The sequence below is a fragment of the Streptomyces sp. NPDC050674 genome (genome assembly GCF_040654575.1).
In the GTDB taxonomy this organism is placed as follows: domain Bacteria; phylum Actinomycetota; class Actinomycetes; order Streptomycetales; family Streptomycetaceae; genus Streptomyces.
The window spans coordinates 1-17014 of sequence record NZ_JBFAIG010000038.1 but is presented as its reverse complement, the minus strand read 5'-3'; the positions used below and the strand labels follow the sequence as shown (position 1 = coordinate 17014).

Annotated in this window: 12 protein-coding genes and 2 pseudogenes; 6 read left to right on the top strand and 8 right to left on the bottom strand. The window is 71.9% G+C overall.

Annotated features, from left to right (window positions below; genetic code table 11):
- The 3 genes and pseudogenes from AB0I06_RS33955 to pgl form a co-directional block, all read left to right on the top strand.
- A pseudogene (locus tag AB0I06_RS33955) lies at positions 1–414 on the top strand (glucose-6-phosphate dehydrogenase); the annotation flags it as partial.
- Complete coding sequence (gene opcA / locus AB0I06_RS33950; protein ID WP_363122717.1) at positions 411–1493, top strand: glucose-6-phosphate dehydrogenase assembly protein OpcA; 1083 nt, start codon at positions 411–413, stop codon at positions 1491–1493. The pseudogene AB0I06_RS33955 and the gene opcA, both read left to right, overlap by 4 nt.
- Positions 1490–2275 (top strand): 6-phosphogluconolactonase, encoded by a 786-nt coding sequence (pgl, locus tag AB0I06_RS33945; RefSeq protein WP_363122716.1) that lies wholly within the window; start codon positions 1490–1492, stop codon positions 2273–2275. The genes opcA and pgl overlap by 4 nt, the downstream gene beginning before the upstream one ends.
- A gap of 49 nt (positions 2276–2324) precedes the next feature.
- On the opposite strand, the gene AB0I06_RS33940 is transcribed toward pgl, so the two are convergent.
- The 5 genes from AB0I06_RS33940 to AB0I06_RS33920 all read right to left on the bottom strand — a co-directional run bounded on the left by AB0I06_RS33940 (position 2325) and on the right by AB0I06_RS33920 (position 8936).
- Positions 2325–3164, bottom strand: a complete 840-nt coding sequence (locus AB0I06_RS33940; protein WP_363122715.1) for a carbohydrate ABC transporter permease — start codon at positions 3162–3164, stop codon at positions 2325–2327.
- On the bottom strand, positions 3161–4522 hold the full coding sequence (locus AB0I06_RS33935; protein ID WP_363122714.1) for a sugar ABC transporter permease: 1362 nt from the start codon (positions 4520–4522) through the stop codon (positions 3161–3163). The genes AB0I06_RS33940 and AB0I06_RS33935 overlap by 4 nt, the downstream gene beginning before the upstream one ends.
- Before the next feature lie 6 nt (positions 4523–4528).
- Positions 4529–5854 carry an ABC transporter substrate-binding protein gene (locus AB0I06_RS33930; RefSeq protein ID WP_363122713.1) on the bottom strand — a complete coding sequence of 442 codons (1326 nt, stop codon included), beginning with the start codon at positions 5852–5854 and terminating at the stop codon, positions 4529–4531.
- A gap of 52 nt (positions 5855–5906) precedes the next feature.
- Entirely contained in the window at positions 5907–7529 is a 1623-nt protein-coding gene (locus AB0I06_RS33925) for a glycoside hydrolase family 13 protein (protein ID WP_363122712.1), read from the bottom strand.
- Between the two features lie 135 nt (positions 7530–7664).
- A complete protein-coding gene (locus AB0I06_RS33920; RefSeq protein WP_363122711.1) occupies positions 7665–8936 on the bottom strand; it encodes an ABC transporter substrate-binding protein in 1272 nt (423 codons plus the stop codon).
- 120 nt (positions 8937–9056) lie between these two features.
- On the opposite strand from AB0I06_RS33920, the gene AB0I06_RS33915 reads away from it, so the two are divergent.
- The 3 genes from AB0I06_RS33915 to AB0I06_RS33905 are packed head-to-tail and all read left to right on the top strand — an operon-like array spanning position 9057 to position 12649.
- The gene (locus AB0I06_RS33915; protein WP_363122710.1) at positions 9057–9572 is read left to right on the top strand and encodes a PadR family transcriptional regulator; all 516 of its coding nucleotides are present in this window, start codon (positions 9057–9059) and stop codon (positions 9570–9572) included.
- Entirely contained in the window at positions 9569–10327 is a 759-nt protein-coding gene (locus AB0I06_RS33910; protein ID WP_363122709.1) for an ABC transporter ATP-binding protein, read from the top strand. The genes AB0I06_RS33915 and AB0I06_RS33910 overlap by 4 nt, the downstream gene beginning before the upstream one ends.
- A gap of 39 nt (positions 10328–10366) precedes the next feature.
- Positions 10367–12649 (top strand): FtsX-like permease family protein, encoded by a 2283-nt coding sequence (locus tag AB0I06_RS33905; protein ID WP_363122708.1) that lies wholly within the window; start codon positions 10367–10369, stop codon positions 12647–12649.
- 12 nt (positions 12650–12661) lie between these two features.
- Here the strand turns inward: AB0I06_RS33905 and AB0I06_RS33900 are convergent, their stop codons facing one another.
- From AB0I06_RS33900 to AB0I06_RS33890, 3 genes and pseudogenes are all read right to left on the bottom strand, one after another.
- Positions 12662–13579, bottom strand: coding sequence for a hypothetical protein (locus AB0I06_RS33900; protein WP_363122707.1), 918 nt, complete (start codon positions 13577–13579; stop codon positions 12662–12664).
- A 154-nt stretch (positions 13580–13733) separates the two neighbouring features.
- A complete protein-coding gene (gene pgi, locus AB0I06_RS33895) occupies positions 13734–15386 on the bottom strand; it encodes a glucose-6-phosphate isomerase (RefSeq protein ID WP_363122718.1) in 1653 nt (550 codons plus the stop codon).
- A 99-nt stretch (positions 15387–15485) separates the two neighbouring features.
- A pseudogene (locus AB0I06_RS33890) lies at positions 15486–16709 on the bottom strand (MFS transporter); the annotation flags it as partial.
- Positions 16710–17014 lie beyond the last annotated feature (305 nt).

Sequence of the window (17014 nt, the reverse complement as noted above, 5' to 3'; positions counted from 1 at the left end):
GTCTTCCAGCGGGCCCCGCACTCCCCCTTCGACTCCACCGCCACCGAGGAGCTCGGCTCCAACGCGATCGTCATCCGCGTCCAGCCGGACGAGGGTGTGACGGTCCGCTTCGGCTCGAAGGTGCCGGGGACCTCGATGGAGATCCGGGACGTGTCGATGGACTTCGCCTACGGCGAGTCCTTCACGGAGTCCAGCCCGGAGGCGTACGAGCGTCTCATCCTGGACGTCCTGCTCGGTGACTCGAACCTCTTCCCGCGCACCGAGGAGGTCGAGCTGTCCTGGAAGATCCTCGACCCGATCGAGGAGTACTGGGACAAGAACGGCAAGCCCGCCCAGTACCAGGCCGGTACCTGGGGGCCCGTCGAGGCGGACGAAATGCTCGAGCGACACGGACGGAGCTGGCGCCGGCCATGAAGATAGACCTGACGGACACCACGGCCAGCAAGGTCAACAAGGCGCTGGTGCAGGGCCGCCGGGCGATCGGCACCCCGGCGGTCGGCATGGTGCTCACGCTGGTCATCGTGACGGACGAGGAGAACGCCTACGACGCGCTGAAGGCCGCGAACGACGCCTCGCACGAGCATCCCGCCCGCACGCTCGTGGTCATCAAGCGCGTCTCGCGTTCGCCCCGTGACCGCACGCAGTCCCGCCTCGACGCGGAGGTGCGGGTCGGCGCGGACGCGGGCTCCGGTGAGACGGTGGTGCTCCGGCTGTACGGCGAGGTCGTCGACCACGCCCAGTCGGTGGTGCTGCCGCTGCTGCTGCCGGACGCGCCGGTGGTGGTGTGGTGGCCGGTGAACGCGCCGCTCGACCCGGCGAAGGACCCCCTGGGTGCCCTCGCGCAGCGCCGCGTGACCGACACCTACGCCTCCGAGCAGCCGGTGCGGGACCTGGCCACCCGGTCCACGACCTACACCCCCGGCGACACCGACCTGTCCTGGACCCGCATCACGCCCTGGCGTTCCATGCTGGCGGCGGCGCTCGACCAGGTCGCTTGCGAGGTCAAGGCCGTCGAGGTGGAGGGCGAGGAGTTCAACCCGAGCTGTGAGCTGCTGGCGATGTGGCTCGCGGACCGGCTGGACGTGCCCGTGAAGCGCTCGCTGTCGAGCGGGCCCGGTCTGACGGCGGTCCGGATGGACACCGACTGCGGCCCGATCAAGCTGGACCGTGCCGACGGCTCGCTCGCGACGCTCTCCATCGAGGGCCAGCCGGACCGGGCGGTGGCGCTCAAGCGCCGCGAGACCGCCGAGCTGATGGCGGAGGAGCTGCGGCGGCTGGACCCGGACGACACGTACGCGTCCGCCCTGCGCTACGGGGTGGACCGGCTGAAGTCCCCGTCGTCGGTGCCCAAAAGTGAGGGGCGAGCAGGACTCGCCCTTCCCGCTCCCGTTGAAGCGGCTGCGAAAGCACCCGCTGTGCAAGCGACGGCGCAGGAACCGGTGAGGCGGGAACCGCCCCAGCTGGAACCGGTACGGAAGGCGACGACGAAGTGAGTACGGCACCGCAGCTGGTCGTGCACCGCGACAAGGCGCTGATGGCGCAGGCCGCGGCGGCCCGGCTGATCACCAGGATCGTGGACGCCCAGGCCTCCCGGGGTTCGGCGTCCGTGGTCCTGACGGGCGGCCGCAACGGCAACGGCCTGCTGGCCGCCCTGGCCGCGGCGCCCGCCCGGGACGCGATCGACTGGAGCCGGCTCGACCTGTGGTGGGGTGACGAGCGGTTCCTGCCCGAGGGCGATCCCGAGCGCAACGTCACCCAGGCCAGGGAGGCCCTCCTCGACTCGGTGCCGCTCGATCCGAAGCGGGTGCACGCGATGCCCGCGTCGGACGGCCCCCACGGCGCCGACGTGGACGCGGCGGCGGCCGCGTACGCGGAGGAGCTGGCGCGGACGGCGGGCCCGGAGAACCACGGTCCGGTTCCGACGTTCGACGTGCTGATGCTGGGCGTCGGCCCGGACACCCATGTGGCGTCGCTGTTCCCGGAGCTGCCGGCGGTGCGGGAGACCGACCGCACGGTGGTCGGCGTCCACGGCGCGCCCAAGCCGCCGCCGACCCGGGTGACGCTGACGCTCCCGGCGATCCGAGCGGCTCGTGAGGTGTGGCTGCTTGCGGCCGGGGAGGACAAGGCCCGGGCGGCGGCGATCGCCCTCTCGGGAGCCGGGGAGATCCAGGCCCCGGCGGCGGGGGCGTACGGCAGGAGCCGGACCCTGTGGCTCCTGGACGGGGCGGCGGCTTCCCAACTGCCGCGTTCCTTGTATCCGCCGGCGTCGGCGTGAACGCTTCCGGGCCCCCGCTTCACCGCGAAGCGGGGGCCCGGTAGGTGTGTTACTTGACCGACCCCGCCATGACTCCCTGCACGAAGTGCCTCTGGAACGCGAAGAACACGGCGACCGGGACGACCAGGGACACGAACGCCCCGGGGGCCAGGACGTCGATGTTGCTGCCGAACTGGCGTATCTGGGACTGGAGTTCCACGGTCAGCGGTTGTGAGGAGCTGTCCGCGAAGAGCAGGGCGACCAGCATGTCGTTCCACACCCACAGGAACTGGAAGATGGCCAGGGAGGCGATCGCGGGCCGCCCCACGGGCAGGACGAGCCGCGTGAAGATGCGCCACTCGCTGCCGCCGTCCATCCGGGCCGCCTCCAGCATCTCCTTGGGCATCTCGGCGAAGTAGTTCCGCAGCAGGAACACCGCGAACGGCAGACCGTAGGCCACGTGGAAGAGGACGACGCCGGGGATGGTGCCGAACAGGCCCAGCTGGCCGAAGAGTTTGGCGACCGGCAGCAGGCCGATCTGCACGGGCACCACCAGCAGCGCGACCACGACCAGGAAGATCGTCTCCCGCCCGGGGAAGTCCAGCCACGCGAAGGCGTACCCCGCGAGGGCCGCGACCACCACGACCAGCACCGTCGTGGGCACCGATATCAGCACCGTGTTCCAGAACGCCTGCGTGATGCCGGCGTTCCCGAGCAGCGACGAGTAGTTGTCGAAGGACAGTTGCCCGGGGCTGGAGAACACCGTCCACCAGCCGCCCTTCGCCGTGTCCTCGGCGGACCGCAGCGAGGACAGGAACAGCCCGGCCAGGGGCGTCATCCACACCAGGCCGATCACCACGAGGAAGGCCTGCACGGCCCCGTTGCCCAACCCGCGCCGGACCGCGTTCATCGCTGACTCCTTCGGAAGCGGCGGACGTTGAACACCATGGCCGGGACGACCAGCAGCAGGAGCAGCACGCCGAGGGCGCTGCCGAGCCCCTGGTTGTTGCCGCCGCCGAACGACACCAGCCACATCTGCGTCGCGAGCACGGTCGCGTCCTCCTGCACGGGCCCGGGCGCGATGATGTAGACGAGGTCGAAGACCTTCATCACGTTGATGACGAGGGTGATGAACACGACCGACAGGACGGGTGCCAGCAGCGGCACCGTGATGCGCCGGAAGATCTGCCACTCGTTCGCGCCGTCCATCCGCGCCGCCTCCAGGGCGTCCCGCGGCAGTGTGGACAGGCCGGCGCCGATCAGCACCATGGCGAAGCCGGTCCAGATCCACAGGTAGGCGCCGATGATCGCCGGGGTGACCAGCGCGGGCCCGAGCCAGGAGACGCCCTCGTAGGGCTGGGCGAAGTTCGACGCGGGCAGCCTCACCTGGTAGGAGCCCGACGCCAGTCCCTCGAAGCGGAAGGAGCCGTCGGCGGCCGTGGTGGTCGTGGCGATCGTCTCGCCGTCGCGGACCGCCTCGACCCTGGTCTCCGGCAGGCCCCTCTCCCGCCGGTCGACCGCGCCCTGCTTGCCTCCCCCGCCGGGCACGAAGTCCAGGTAGACCACACCGCGCAGTTCGTCGGGGCCGGCTTTGCGCGCCGCCGCCTCGAACGCCGGCTCGGCCCCGCCGGGCAGGTCGCCGGGCTGTACGCCGACCAGGCCCAGCGTCACCGCGTCGCCGGGGGACACGCTCGAACTCGTGCGGTAGGAGCCGTCCTTGTCCTTCGTCAGGCCCTGGCCGTCGCGCGCCCGGGCCGTCGGATAGGTGGACTGCGCCTTGAAGGCGTCGTGGACGGAGACGACCGCGGCGTTCAGCACGCCCTTGTCGGGGTCCTCGTCGTAGGCGAGCCGGAAGATGATGCCGGCGGCGAGGAAGGAGACCGCCATCGGCATGAAGAGGAGCAGCTTGAAGGCCGTCGCCCAGCGGACCTTCTCCACCAGGACGGCGAGGATCAGTCCGAGTCCGGTGAGCAGGGCCGGGGCGATGACGACCCAGATGGCCGTGTTGCGTACGGCTTTGAGGGTCGCCGGGTCGCGGAACATCTCGGCGTAGTTGTCGCCGCCGACGAAGTTCGTCCCGGAGGCGTCGAAGAAGCTGCGGCCGATGCTGAACAGCACGGGGTAGACGACGAGCGCCCCGAGCAGGAGCAGCGCGGGCAGCACGAACAGCAGGGCGATGATCTTCCCGCGCCGGCGCAGTCGCAGGGTGCGGTCGGCGACCGGGCCGGGCGGTGGGGGGCTCGTGTCCTTCACGAGGGTGGCTGTCATGGCGTATCAGTCCTGGTACGCCTTGGCCGCCGCGGCCTCCAGCTTCGCCGCGGTGCCCTTCGGGTCGGACGGGTCGCGCAGGAAGTCCTGGAGGAGCTTCCACTCGCCGGTGCCCTTGGTGCCGCCGAAGGCCGCCGGGGCCTGGTCGGACATGTCGAAGCGGACCGAGTCCCCGGCCTGGACGAGGGACTTGGCGGTGGCGCGGGTGACGTCGTCGCCGTAGGCGGCGGGGTCGAGCTTCTTGTTCGGGGAGAGGAAGCCGCCGGCCTCGGCCCAGACCGCGGACGCCTCGGGGGTGGCCAGGTACTCCAGGAGGGCCTGGGCGGCCTTCTGGTTCTTGCCGTCCTTGAGGACGACGGCCGCGTCTCCGCCGCTGACGACCGGTGCCTCGCCGCCGCCGACCGCCGGGAAGGGGAAGAAGTTCGCGTCCTGGCCGACCTTCTTGCCGAACTGGTCCTTGGCGACACCGGCGACGAAGTCGCCCTCGTAGACCATGCCGGCCTCGGGCTCGGGGCCGAACACCTTCTCCACGGAGCCGGGGAAGTCGGTGTTCAGGGCGCCCTTCTGGCCGCCCGCGATGAGCTGCTTGTCCTTGAAGAGCTTGCCGAGGGTGGTGAGGGCGTCGACGACGGAGGCATCGGTCCACTTCAGCTCGTGGGCGGCGAGGGCGTCGTACTTCTCGGGACCGGCCTGGGAGAGGTAGACGTTCTCGAACCAGTCGGTGAGGGTCCAGCCGTCCTGCCCGGCGACGGAGAACGCGGCGAGCCCGGAGTCGGAGACGGTCCGCCCGGCCTTCAGCATCTCGTCGTAGGACTTCGGGGGCTTCACCCCGGCCTGCTGGAGGGCGTCGGGGCTGTACCAGACGGTCGACTTGTGGGCGGCCTTGAAGTAGAGGCCGTAGAGGGTGCCGTCGACGCTGCCGTACTTCTTCCACACGGGGGCGTAGCCCGCGTCGACGGCCTGCTCGGTCTTCTTCGACAGCGGCTTGAGCCAGCCCTTCTGCGCGAACTGCTTGAGCACGCCGACTTGCGGGACCATCACGACGTCGGGGGCATTGCCGCCCTCGATCTTGCTGCCGACGACGGTGGAGACGTTGTCGCCGGTGGAGACGAACTGCGTCTTGGCGCCGGTCTTCTCGGTGAAGGCGTCCAGCACCTTCTGGAAGTTCTTCTGCTCGGTGCCGGACCAGACGCCGGCCACGGTGATCGACTGGCCGCTGAGCGCCTTGTCACCGCCGCCGGCCGAGACGGGTCCGCCGCCGCAGGCGGTCGCGCCGAGCGCGAGGGCGAGAGCGGTGCAGCCGGTGAGCAGAGTGGTACGTCGTCGCATCATCGTTGATGTCCCTTCGGGGAGTTGACCTGCGAAGCGTTCGCTCGCGGGGCGATCAGGAACGGATCCACCAGGCGGCCGTCGACCCGGAGAGCACTCCGGGCGGGCAGGGGCCGCTGGCGAGCAGGGGGGAGCCGGGGACCGGCGCCGGTGTGGGGGCGGTACCGAAGTTGACGGCGCACACCAGGTCACCGCGCTCGAAGGCCAGGACGCCGGGCGGGGCGTCCAGCCAGCGCAGCGTGCCCTCACCCAACTGGGGCAGCGCGGAGCGCAGTTGCAGACCGTCGCGGTACAGGTGCCAGAAGGAGCGGGTGTCGGCGAGGGCGCGGTCGGTGGCGTACTCGGCGAAGTACTCGGGCTGCGGCAGCCAGGGCTTGGCGCTCTCGACGCCCGGGGTGAAGCCGAACGGCGAGGCCTGGCCCGACCAGGGCAGCGGCACGCGGCAGCCGTCGCGGATACGGGCCCGGCTGCCGGTGCGGCGGAAGATCGGGTCGGTGAGCACGTCGTCGGGCAGATCGACGACCTCGGGCAGGCCGAGTTCCTCGCCCTGGTAGATGTAGGCGGCGCCCGGCAGGGCCAGCATCAGCAGCGCGGCGGCGCGGGCGCGGGCGGCGCCGAGGCCGCTGCGCTCGGTGGCGGGTTCGCCGTAGCGGGTGACGGTGCGGACCTGGTCGTGGTTGTTGAGGACCCAGGTGACGGTCGAGCCGGTGCCCGCGATGTCCTGCATGGCCTCCGAGATGACCTTGCGGAAGGCGTCGGGGTCCCAGGGGGCGCTCAGCAGGTCGAAGAAGAAGGCCTGGTGCAGTTCGTCGGGCCGCACGTACCGGGCGTGTTCGCGGGCGGTGGGCACGGAGACCTCGCCGACGAGGAGGCGTTCGCAGCCGTCGCGCTCGGTGTACTCCTCGCATATGGAGCGCCAGCGGCGCCACACGTCGTGCACCTCGGGCTGGTTCCAGGCGAGCGGGTTGACCGAGTCGCGGGTGCGGGCGTCGGCCTCCGGGTCGTCGGAGTCGGGCAGCTGGGGGTGCTTGAAGAGTCCGGCGGCGACGTCGATGCGGAAGCCGTCGATGCCCCGGTCCAGCCAGAAGCGCAGGATGCGGTCGAACTCGGCGGCGATCTCGGGGTTGCGCCAGTTCCAGTCGGGCTGCTCGGGCGCGAACATGTGCAGGTACCACTGGCCGGGCCGCCCGTCCGGTTCGGTCACCCGGGTCCAGGCGGGGCCGCCGAACATCGAGTGCCAGTTGTTGGGCGGCTCGGATCCGTCGGGGCCGCGGCCGTCGGCGAAGTGGAAGCGGGCCCGGGCCGGGCTGCCGGGGGCCGCCGCCAGCGCCTCGCGGAACCAGGGGTGCTCGCTGGAGCAGTGGTTCGGGACGATGTCGAGCAGCACCTTGACGCCGAGCCGGTGCGCGGAGCCGACCAGCTGGTCGAATTCACCGAGGTCCCCGAAGAGCGGGTCGACGTCGCAGTAGTCGGCCACGTCATAGCCGTGGTCGTGCTGCGGCGAGGGGTAGAAGGGGCTCAGCCAGATCCCGTCGACGCCAAGCTTCTTGAGGTACGGCAGTCCGGCCCGGACTCCGGCGAGATCGCCGATGCCGTCGCCGGTGCTGTCGAGGAAGCTGCGGACGTACACCTGGTAGATGACCGCGTCCCGCCACCAGTGGTGGTACTTACTGAGCATGCATGCATGTTAGGTAGCGGGGTCAGAAGGGTGTCAACGAAAAGAACAGAAGTAACCGGCCAGTCTGGGTGTCAAATTGGGGCTTATCCGGACACAACGAAGCCAGTTGAAATGTCCTCGTTACCTAACATGTAACTAGCGGCTGGAGACGGCCGCCAGCTCCCGCGCCAGCCGGCGCACCGCCGCACCGGACGTCTGCCGCCCGGCCATAGCGTCGTGCACGACCGCCTGCACCACCAGGCTGACCTGGTCGTAGTGCGCGCTCTTGGGGCGCGGCGCGGCCGCGAGCACACTCGTGCGCAGGGTCGGCAGGTACGGGAACCTGCGGATGAGCGCGGGGTCCTGGTAGAGATCGGCCCGCACGGGCGGCAGCGCCCCCCGGGTGAGGACCTGGCGCTGGACGCGCTCACCGGTGAGGTACGCGATCAGGCGGGCCGCCGAGTCGGGGTGCCGTGTGTGCGCGCTGACGGCCAGGTTGGAGCCGCCCAGGACGCTCGTCCCCGGCCCGTCGGGGCCCGGCAGGGGCACGGCGCCGACCTTCCCCGCCACCTTCGAACCGGGAGCGGAGGCGCCCACGTAGGCGTACGGCCAGTTCCGCAGGAAGAGCAGCCGGCCGTCCTGGAAGGCCTGCTTGGACTCCTCCTCCTTGTACGTCAGCGCTTCCCTGGGGATCCAGCCCTCGCGCACTCCGCGCGACAGGAAACCGATGCCCTCGCGGGCCGCCGCCGAGTCGACGGTGACGCGCTCGCCCTCGTCGCCGAGGATCGAGCCGCCCGCCGAGTAGACGGCCTCGGCCGCGTTCACGGTGAGCCCCTCGTAGGGCAGGAACTGTCCGGCGTAGCCGTCGAGGCCGTACTCCGGGGCGATGGTCTTCGCGTACCGCTCCAGCTCCGCCCAGGTGCGCGGCGGCGCGACGCCCTCCTTCGCGAGGACGTCCTTGCGGTACAGGAGCAGGCCGGCGTTGGTGACGTACGGGACGGCGTAGAGCTGCCGGTCGTAGGTCGCCGTGTCCACGACCGGCTGGAGGAAGGTCTTCAGCGGGAAGCGGTCCCGGGGCAGAGGCCTGATCCAGCCCGCCGCGGCGAACTCCGAGGTCCAGTTGACGTCGATGTTGAGCACGTCGAACCGGCTGCGGTCGCCGTCGCGCAGGTCGGTGGCCATCTGGGCCCGGGTCTCGTCGGCGGAGTCCGGCAGCTCGACGAGGGTGACCTTCTCGCCGGGATGCGTACGGTTCCAGCCCTCCAGCAGGGGGCCGAGGTAACCGGTGAGGTCTCCGGCGGTGGCCAGGGTGAGCGGCCCGCGGGCACCCTCGGCGGGCTCGCCGGCCTGTGCTCCTGCGGCGACGTAGCCGGTCAGGACCACGACGAGAACGAGAAGGCCCCTACCCGCGGCATGGATCCACCGCATAGGTTCCTCCCTGTACACCGGCGCTGGGCACCCTCGCCCGGACAGAGGCCATGTATACCTGTTAGGTATGGGCGATACTAGGGCCTGGAGCACATTGGCCCGGACAGGAGGACTGCACGCGTGCGCCTGCCCCTCCTGGCACTCCTCGCCCGCGGACCCGCCCACGGCTACGAGCTCAAGCAGGACCTTGAGCAACTGCTGGGCTCCGCGTACCCTCAGCCGAACGTCGGCCAGATCTATGTGACCCTCGGCCGCCTCGAGAAGTCGGGACTGATCGAGGGCGAGGACGTGGCACAGTCCAGCCGGCCCAACAAAAAGGTCTACCACCTCACCGAGGCCGGGCGGGAGGCGGTGCGCGCCTGGTTCGAGGCGCCCGAGGACGAGCCGCGCGTGCGGGACGAGTTCTTCATGAAGCTGGCGCTCGCTCCGCGGACCGGTCTCGCCGAGCAGATCACCCTGATCAACCAGCAGCGGCGCCAGTACCTGAACACCATGCGGCAGCTGTCGAAGCTGGCCGCCGCCGAAGACCGCGACAACCGCATCGCCCATCTGCTGATCGAGGGCGCGATGCTGCACCTGCAGGCCGACCTCGACTGGCTGGAGCGGTGCCAGGAAGAGCTGGAGGAGCTGGAGTGAGCGACGACCGTCCCGCTCCTGTGCTGCGCGCCGAGGGGCTGGTCAAGACGCACCACGGCGAGGGCGCCCCGGCGCACGCCGTGCGCGGGGTCGACCTGTGCGTGAGGCAGGGCGAGTTCCTGGCGATCACCGGCCCGTCCGGCGCGGGCAAGTCGACGCTGCTGCACCTGCTCGGCGGGCTCCAGCGGCCGGACGCCGGCCACCTCTGGCTGGACGGCGAGTCCACCGACACCTACGGCGAGGCCCGCTGGGCGGTGGAGCGCAGGAAGCGGATCGGGATCGTCTTCCAGTTCTTCAACCTCGTGTCGAACCTGTCCGTGGCCGACAACGTGGAGCTGCCCGCCCTGCTCGCCGGGACGGCGCCGAAGCGGGCGCGCGCCGAGCGGGAGGCGCTGCTGGCCGAACTGGGCCTGACGGGCAAGGAGCGCAGCATGCCGGGTGAGCTGTCCGGCGGTGAGCAGCAGCGCGTCGCCCTGGCCCGGGCCCTGGTCAACCACCCGCCGCTGCTGCTGGCCGACGAGCCCGCGGGCAGCCTCGACTCCAAGGGCACCCGCGAGGTGATGCGGCTGCTGTCCCGCTTCCACCAGCGCGGCCAGACGATCGTGCTGGTCACACATGACGCCCGGCTGGCGAGCGCCGCGGACCGGGTGATCAGCTTCTTCGACGGCCGGATCGCCGACGACGCGGAACTCGACGGCGGCACCACCCCACCGCGCCGCTCCGGGATATCCGGCGTGCTGGAGCTGAAGGACTGACATGCGGGCGTACGACGACCCCCGAAGGGGCTGACCCGGATGCGAGCCACCCTGCGCTGGGCCCACTCCGATCTGCGCACGCACCGCGGCGAGGCACTGTTCCTCGTCCTCGCCACCGCGGGCATCGTCGCCTCCCTGCTGCTGGCGACGGCCCTGTTCGGGTACGCCACCAACCCCTGGCAGCGGGTGTTCACGCAGTCGCACGGCGCGCATGTGTGGCTGCACACCGACGCGGCGGCCGACACCGGCAAGCTGGCCGAGCTGGACGGCGTCGACGCCGTCGCCGGTCCCTACCCCACCGCCGCCACCACGGTCTCCTCGCGCGGCAGCCGCGCCTCCGTCGAACTGCGAGCCACCCCCGAGCGGCCCTCCGTGGGCCGCCCGCCGCTCGTGTCCGGACACTGGCTGGACCCCTCCACCCCGAACGGCGTGGTGCTGGAGAGCCGCCTGGCGCGTGCCCTGCTGGCCGGGCCCGGCGACACCCTCACCGTGCCGGGCACCGCCCGGGAGCTGACCGTCGTGGGCCTCGCCGACAGTGCCGAGCCGCGCTACCGGCCCGGTGAGCAGCCGGGCCTGGTCTGGGCCCTGCCGTCGGCCGTGCCGGATCCGGGCGGCCAGGTGATCGGACTGCGCCTGACGGACCCGGGCGACACCTCGTACCTCGTCCAGCGCGCCGTGACCGTGCTGGGAGCCGGGGCGATCGGCGAGGTCTCCACCTGGCAGCAGGCCAGGTCCGAGGCCCAGGGCGACAACCGGCTGCTCGGTCAGGTGCTGGGCCTGTTCGGGCTGGGCGCGCTGGTCGCGGCCGGATTCGCGGTGCACGGGGCGATCGGCACCCGTATCCGCGGTCACCTGCGCGACCTGTCCGTGCTGAAGGCCATCGGCTTCACACCCGGCCAGGTGGTCCGGATCTTCCTGCTCCAGCACCTGGCCTACGCCCTGCTGGGCGCCGTGGCCGCCGCCGGCCTCGCCGAGGCCCTGGGCAGCCGGATCCCGGGGCGGCTCGGGGACGCGGTCGGGGTGTGGCAGGGGCTGCCCGGGCACACCGTGGCGCTGCTCGTGGTCCCCGCGGGCGCCGTGCTGTTCATCGGCGCGACCACCGGGCTGGCCGCCTGGCGGGCCGGGCGCGTACCGCCGGTGCCCGTGCCGCGGCCCGCCGCGCCCTCGGGCGGACGGCTGTCCGGCGTGGCCCGCGGGGCGCTCGGCGTGCGGATCCCGCCCGCGCTGGTGCTGGGCTGGCACAAGGCGTTCACCCGCCGCCCCCGTTCCCTGGCCACCGTCGCCCGCCTGGCGCTGCCGCTGCTGCTGATCGTCGTGGCGATGAGCGCCTGGACCACCCTGGACCGCTTCCACAGCGAGCCCGAGCGGATCGGTCTGCCCACCACGCTCAGCGTCCGCGCCGACGCCGGCCGGAGCGAGGAGCAGACCCGCACGCTGCTGGAACGGGACCCGCAGGTGGCCGCCGCCTACCCGGGTGTCGAGACGGCCGCCCTGGTCCCGGGCCAGACGGCGACCATCGCACTGCGCGGCCTCGGCACCCAGCGAAACCCCTATCCGTACACCCTCGCCGAGGGCCGCGCCGCCCGTGGCGCCGACGAGGCCGTGGCCGGGCAGGGGCTGCTCGACCTGCTGGACGTGCGGGTCGGCGACTGGGTCCGGATGACCGTAGGGGACGAGCCGCAGATCCTGCACATCGTGGGCCGCAGCATCGAGCCGGAGAACGCCGGCCGGGTCATCTCCACGTCGCTCGACACCCTGCGCGCGAACGATCCGGGCCTGCGCCCGACGCTCTACGAGCTCCGGCTGGACCCCGGTGCCGACCCCGGGGAGGTCGCCGGCCGGCTCGCCGCGGCCGGGCGCGGCCACCTCGACGTGCACACGGTGGCCAACCCGGCGGACGGGTTGTCCCCGCTGCGGGCGGTCGTGGCCGGGCTGATCGCCGTGCTCGCCCTCATCGGGCTCATCGAGCTGCTGACCGCGATCGGCGGCACCGTCCGCGAGAGCGAACGGGACCTGCTGGCCCTGAAGGCCATCGGCCTGTCCCCCCGGCAGATCACCGCGATCACGGTCACGGCCACCGGCCTCACGGCTCTGGCGGCCGTCCTGGCCGCCACCGCCCTCGGACTGCCGCTCGCCCACTGGCTGATCGACGCCCAGGGCAGATCCAGCGGCATCGGCGCCGGGATCGCCCAGGGCCCGTCCGCCCCGCTGGTGCTGCTGCTCGGCGCGGCGGCGGTACTCTGCGCGGCGGCCCTGGCGGCCGTCCCCGCCGCCCGGGCGGCACGGCGCCGGCTCGCGGACACCCTCAGCGCGGTGGCCTGACCTCGCCGCAGGTCAGCCGCCGTAGGGGTGCTGCGGGGTGTACGGCGGCCGAGGGGGCGGGGCATAGGGGTACTGCTGCCCGCCCGGCGCGTAGGGATGGCCGTACGGGTTCCCCTGCGGGGGCAGGTGGGGCGCTCCCGCCGGGGGCATGCCGGGAGCCGTCGGCGGAACCGGCCCTGGGGCCGCTGCGAGAGCGGCCGGATGGGCCTTCAGCCGGATCCCGTACCGCCGCTTGAGCCGCCCCATCTCCAGCAGCGCGATGGCGGTCACGGTCACCGGAGCGCCCAGGATGAAGACGATCCCGAGGGTGAGGCTGAGCCCGTGCAGATCACCGGTGACGAGGTCGGGCACGGCCACCAGCCAGCTGGTCACGATGGCGAGCAGCGGCGGCAGACAGCGGTGCACGGCGGCCGTGCCGAAGAAGTTGCCGGAGACCCGCAGCGCCCCGTAGGCCGTGAAGATCAGCATCCACATCATCGTCAGCCCGACCCCGATGATGACGGCGGGGTTCGCCGACCCGTTCACGGTCTGCACCAGGCCCAGCAGCGCGGCCACACAACCGACGAACAGCACAAGCAGCAGCAGGGAGTTGACCAGGGGCACCCGCAGCTGCCGCACCGTGCCGCCGCGCCGCCAGACCCACAGCATCGCCCCGACCGTCAGCGGGGTGAGGAAGAGCAGGACGACGGAGGCCGTCATCGCGTTCTCCAGCAGCTCCGTGAAGTCGAAGCCGCCCTCGACGAAGGTGAAGACCCCGAGGGAGGCGACCGCTCCGGCGATGACGCGGAACCGCTTGAGGCGCTCCACCGACGGATCGAGGGGCTGCGGTATCCACGCGGGGTGGAACACCGCCCGTGCCACGTCCTGGGGTTTGAGCAGGGACCGGGCCGTCAGGGTGCCGCCGGTCCAACTACCGCGTGTGCGTGCCACTTCGCGCTCCCCCGAGCACTCGCCGTGATGATCGACCGGGATTCTACGGGAAGCGGACGGCGCGCCGCCGCCCGCTTTCCTTCCGGCGGCCGTGTCACCACCGCCCGCTTTCCGCCGGGCCGTGTCACCGCCGCCCGCTTTCCGCCGGGCCGTGTCACCGCCGGCCGCGCAGCTCCCGGTACGTGGCGACCAGCGCCTTGGTGGAGGCGTCCAGGCCCTCGACCTCGGCGCCCTGGGTCAGGGCGGGCTCGACGCGTTTGGCCAGGACCTTGCCCAGCTCCACGCCCCACTGGTCGAAGGAGTCGATGTTCCACACGGCGCCCTGCACGAACACCTTGTGCTCGTAGAGGGCGACCAACTGCCCGAGCACGGACGGCGTCAGCTCCGGCGCGAGGATCGTGGTCGTCGGGTGGTCACCGCGGAAGGTCTTGTGCGGTACCAGTTCCTCCGGCACGCCCTCGGCCCGCACCTCGTCCGGGGTCTTGCCGAAGGCGAGCGCCTGCGTCTGGGCGAAGAAGTTGGCCATCAGCAGGTCGTGCTGGGCCTTGAGCTGATCGCTCAGCTCGCCCACCGGCCGCGCGAAGCCGATGAAGTCCGCCGGGATGAGCTTCGTGCCCTGGTGGATGAGCTGGTAGTAGGCGTGCTGCCCGTTGGTGCCGGGCGTGCCCCACACCACCGGTCCGGTCTGCCAGTCCACCGCACGCCCGTCCCGGCCGACGTACTTGCCGTTGGACTCCATGTCGAGCTGCTGGAGGTAGGCGGTGAACTTGGACAGGTAGTGGCTGTAGGGCAGCACCGCGTGGGACTGGGCGTCGTGGAAGTTGCCGTACCAGATGCCCAGCAGGCCCAGCAGCAGCGGCACGTTGGACTCGGCGGGCGCGGTCCGGAAGTGCTCGTCGACGATGCGGAAACCGTCGAGCATCTCCCGGAAACGGTCCGGGCCGATCGCGATCATCAGGGCCAGCCCGATCGCGGAGTCGTAGGAGTAGCGTCCGCCGACCCAGTCCCAGAACTCGAACATGTTGGCCGTGTCGATGCCGAACTCGGCGACCTTCTCGGCGTTCGTGGACAGCGCGACGAAGTGCTTGGCGACGGCGGCCTCGTCACCGAGGGCGTCCAGCAGCCAGGAGCGGGCGGAGGTGGCGTTGGTGACCGTCTCGATGGTGGTGAAGGTCTTCGAGGCGATGACGAACAGGGTCTGTGCCGGGTCCAGGTCGCGGATCGCCTCGTGCAGGTCGGCGCCGTCCACGTTCGACACGAAACGCACCGTCAGCGACCGGTCGGTGAAGGCGCGCAGCACCTCGTACGCCATCGCGGGGCCGAGGTCGGAGCCGCCGATGCCGACGTTGACGATGTTCCGGATCCGCTTGCCGGTGTGGCCGGTCCACTCGCCCGACCGGACCCGGTCGGCGAAGTCCGCCATCTTGTCGAGCACGGCGTGCACCTCGGGCACCACGTTCTGGCCGTCGACCTCGATCACCGCGTCCCGGGGGGCGCGCAGCGCGGTGTGCAGCACGGCCCGGTCCTCGGTGGTGTTGATCCTCTCGCCGCGGAACATGGCGTCCCGGAGCCCGAAGACGTCGGTGGCGGCGGCCAGTTCGCGCAGCAGCCGCAGGGTGTCGTCGGTGACCAGGTGCTTGGAGTAGTCGACGTACAGGTCACCGACCCGCAGGGTGTACGCGGTGCCGCGGCCGGAGTCGGCGGCGAACAGCTCGCGCAACCCGACCTCGGCCAGTTCCTCACGGTGCTTGGCCAGTGCCGTCCACTCGGGCGTCTGGTTGAGCCTCGTACGGCCGTCTGCGTTCATCTGGGACTTCAGCCTTCTTTCCTGTCCTGCCTGCGTACCTTGCCCCGCTGCCGGTCCCAACCTAATGGAGCGGGGCGGGACGTCGGCCGTCGTGGCGCCGTCCTCCGGCTCGTCAACGGATACGTTCATCCGGAGCACAGGTATCAACGCGATGACGGCGAGGACGAAGAAGGCGGCCGTGAGCAGGGGCGGGGTGTTCGGTCCCCGGACGGCGGTGACAGCTCCGCCCAGCAGGGCGCCGAGGGGCACTCCGGCGTAGGCCAGGGTCCGGAAGGCCGCACTGACCCGGCCCAGCATCCCGGCGGGGCTGCGCTCCTGCATGAGCGTCGTGGTGTTGACGTTCCACACCATGCCCAGGAGCCCGAACAGGGCCAGCGCGCCCACCAGGACGGTCAGGCTCCGGACGGTGCCCATGACCACGAGGAGCGCGGTCTGCGCCGAGCCGGCGAGCAGCACCGAGCGCGGCCGGCCGAGCCGCGCGACCAGCCGGCCGTTCACCACTCCCCCGGCCAGGCTGCCCAGGGTGAAGGCGGTGCCCGCCGCCGCGTAACCGGCCGGGCCCGCCCGGAGCCAGTCGGTGACGAGGACGACCAGCAGGGCGAGCAGGGTGCCCATGCCGATGTTGCACAGGGCGGTGGCGGCGCACAGCGCGCGCAGGGCGCGGTCGCGCCACAGGGTGTGCAGCCCCTGCGCGATCTCCCGGCGCAGTGTGCTGCCCGCCGGCCTGGGCTTCGGGTCGGGCCCGGCGGCCGGCAGGGCCGCGATCAGGGCGGAGGCCGCGAGGAAGGTCACGGCGTCGGCCGCGAAGGGCACGGCCGTCCCGGCGGCCAGCAGCAGGGGTACGACGGGTCCGCCGAGCAGACCGCCCGCGATGCGCTGACCGGTCATCAGCCGGGCGTTGGCGCTGCCGAGAGCGTCCCGGTCGACCAGGGCGGGCAGCAGGGCCGTGGCGGCGTTGTCGAAGAGGGTCTGGAGGGTGGTGAGCGCGACGGCCAGCGCGATGAGCAGACCGATCGAGGCGTGCCCGAGGGCGACGGCCAGCGCGAAGGCGGCGACCAGCAGGCCGCGCAGGGCGTCCACCGTCCACATGGCCCGCCGCTGGTCCACCCGGTCGGCGACGGCCCCGCCGAGCAGGCCGAAGACGATCCAGGGCAGATAGCCGCAGGCCGTGACCGAGGCGATGAGCAGCGGATCGTCGGTCAGGGTCACGGCCAGCAGGGGCAGGGCGGCCGTGCGCAGCGCGTCGCCGAAGCTGGACAGCACAGCGGCGCTCCACAGCCGTCCGAAGCCCCCGCGCCACACGGGCGCCCGGGCGCTCCCCACCTCGACCGCGGCCACCGCTCCCCCTCATGGCTCGTTGGATGCACAAACCGTAGAGGGCCCCACTGACAATCGGTCGGTGAAAGAGGCCGGGAGGCGACTTCGGCCGGGCACCCACGGGTGTCCGGCCGGTTCTCAGGTCCAGGGCCTGTCGTTTGGATCAGGCCGGCCGGGAGTGACTGCGCCTCTCGGCCGACCCGAGCGGGGCGTGGCGCGTGCAGCTGCAAGGCGGAGGAGGGCGTCAACGCGATGGGGGTCCCTCCCGCGCGAGCGCAGCCGAGCGTGGGGGAGTTGACAACCGACGACAA

Coding starts and splice junctions, on each gene's coding strand:
- opcA (WP_363122717.1), top strand. CDS start 411: ATGAAGATAGACCTGACGGACACCACGGCCAGCAAGGTCAACAAGGCG.
- AB0I06_RS33940 (WP_363122715.1), bottom strand. CDS start 3,164: ATGAACGCGGTCCGGCGCGGGTTGGGCAACGGGGCCGTGCAGGCCTTC.
- AB0I06_RS33935 (WP_363122714.1), bottom strand. CDS start 4,522: ATGACAGCCACCCTCGTGAAGGACACGAGCCCCCCACCGCCCGGCCCG.
- AB0I06_RS33930 (WP_363122713.1), bottom strand. CDS start 5,854: ATGATGCGACGACGTACCACTCTGCTCACCGGCTGCACCGCTCTCGCC.
- AB0I06_RS33925 (WP_363122712.1), bottom strand. CDS start 7,529: ATGCTCAGTAAGTACCACCACTGGTGGCGGGACGCGGTCATCTACCAG.
- AB0I06_RS33920 (WP_363122711.1), bottom strand. CDS start 8,936: ATGCGGTGGATCCATGCCGCGGGTAGGGGCCTTCTCGTTCTCGTCGTG.
- AB0I06_RS33905 (WP_363122708.1), top strand. CDS start 10,367: ATGCGAGCCACCCTGCGCTGGGCCCACTCCGATCTGCGCACGCACCGC.
- pgi (WP_363122718.1), bottom strand. CDS start 15,386: ATGAACGCAGACGGCCGTACGAGGCTCAACCAGACGCCCGAGTGGACG.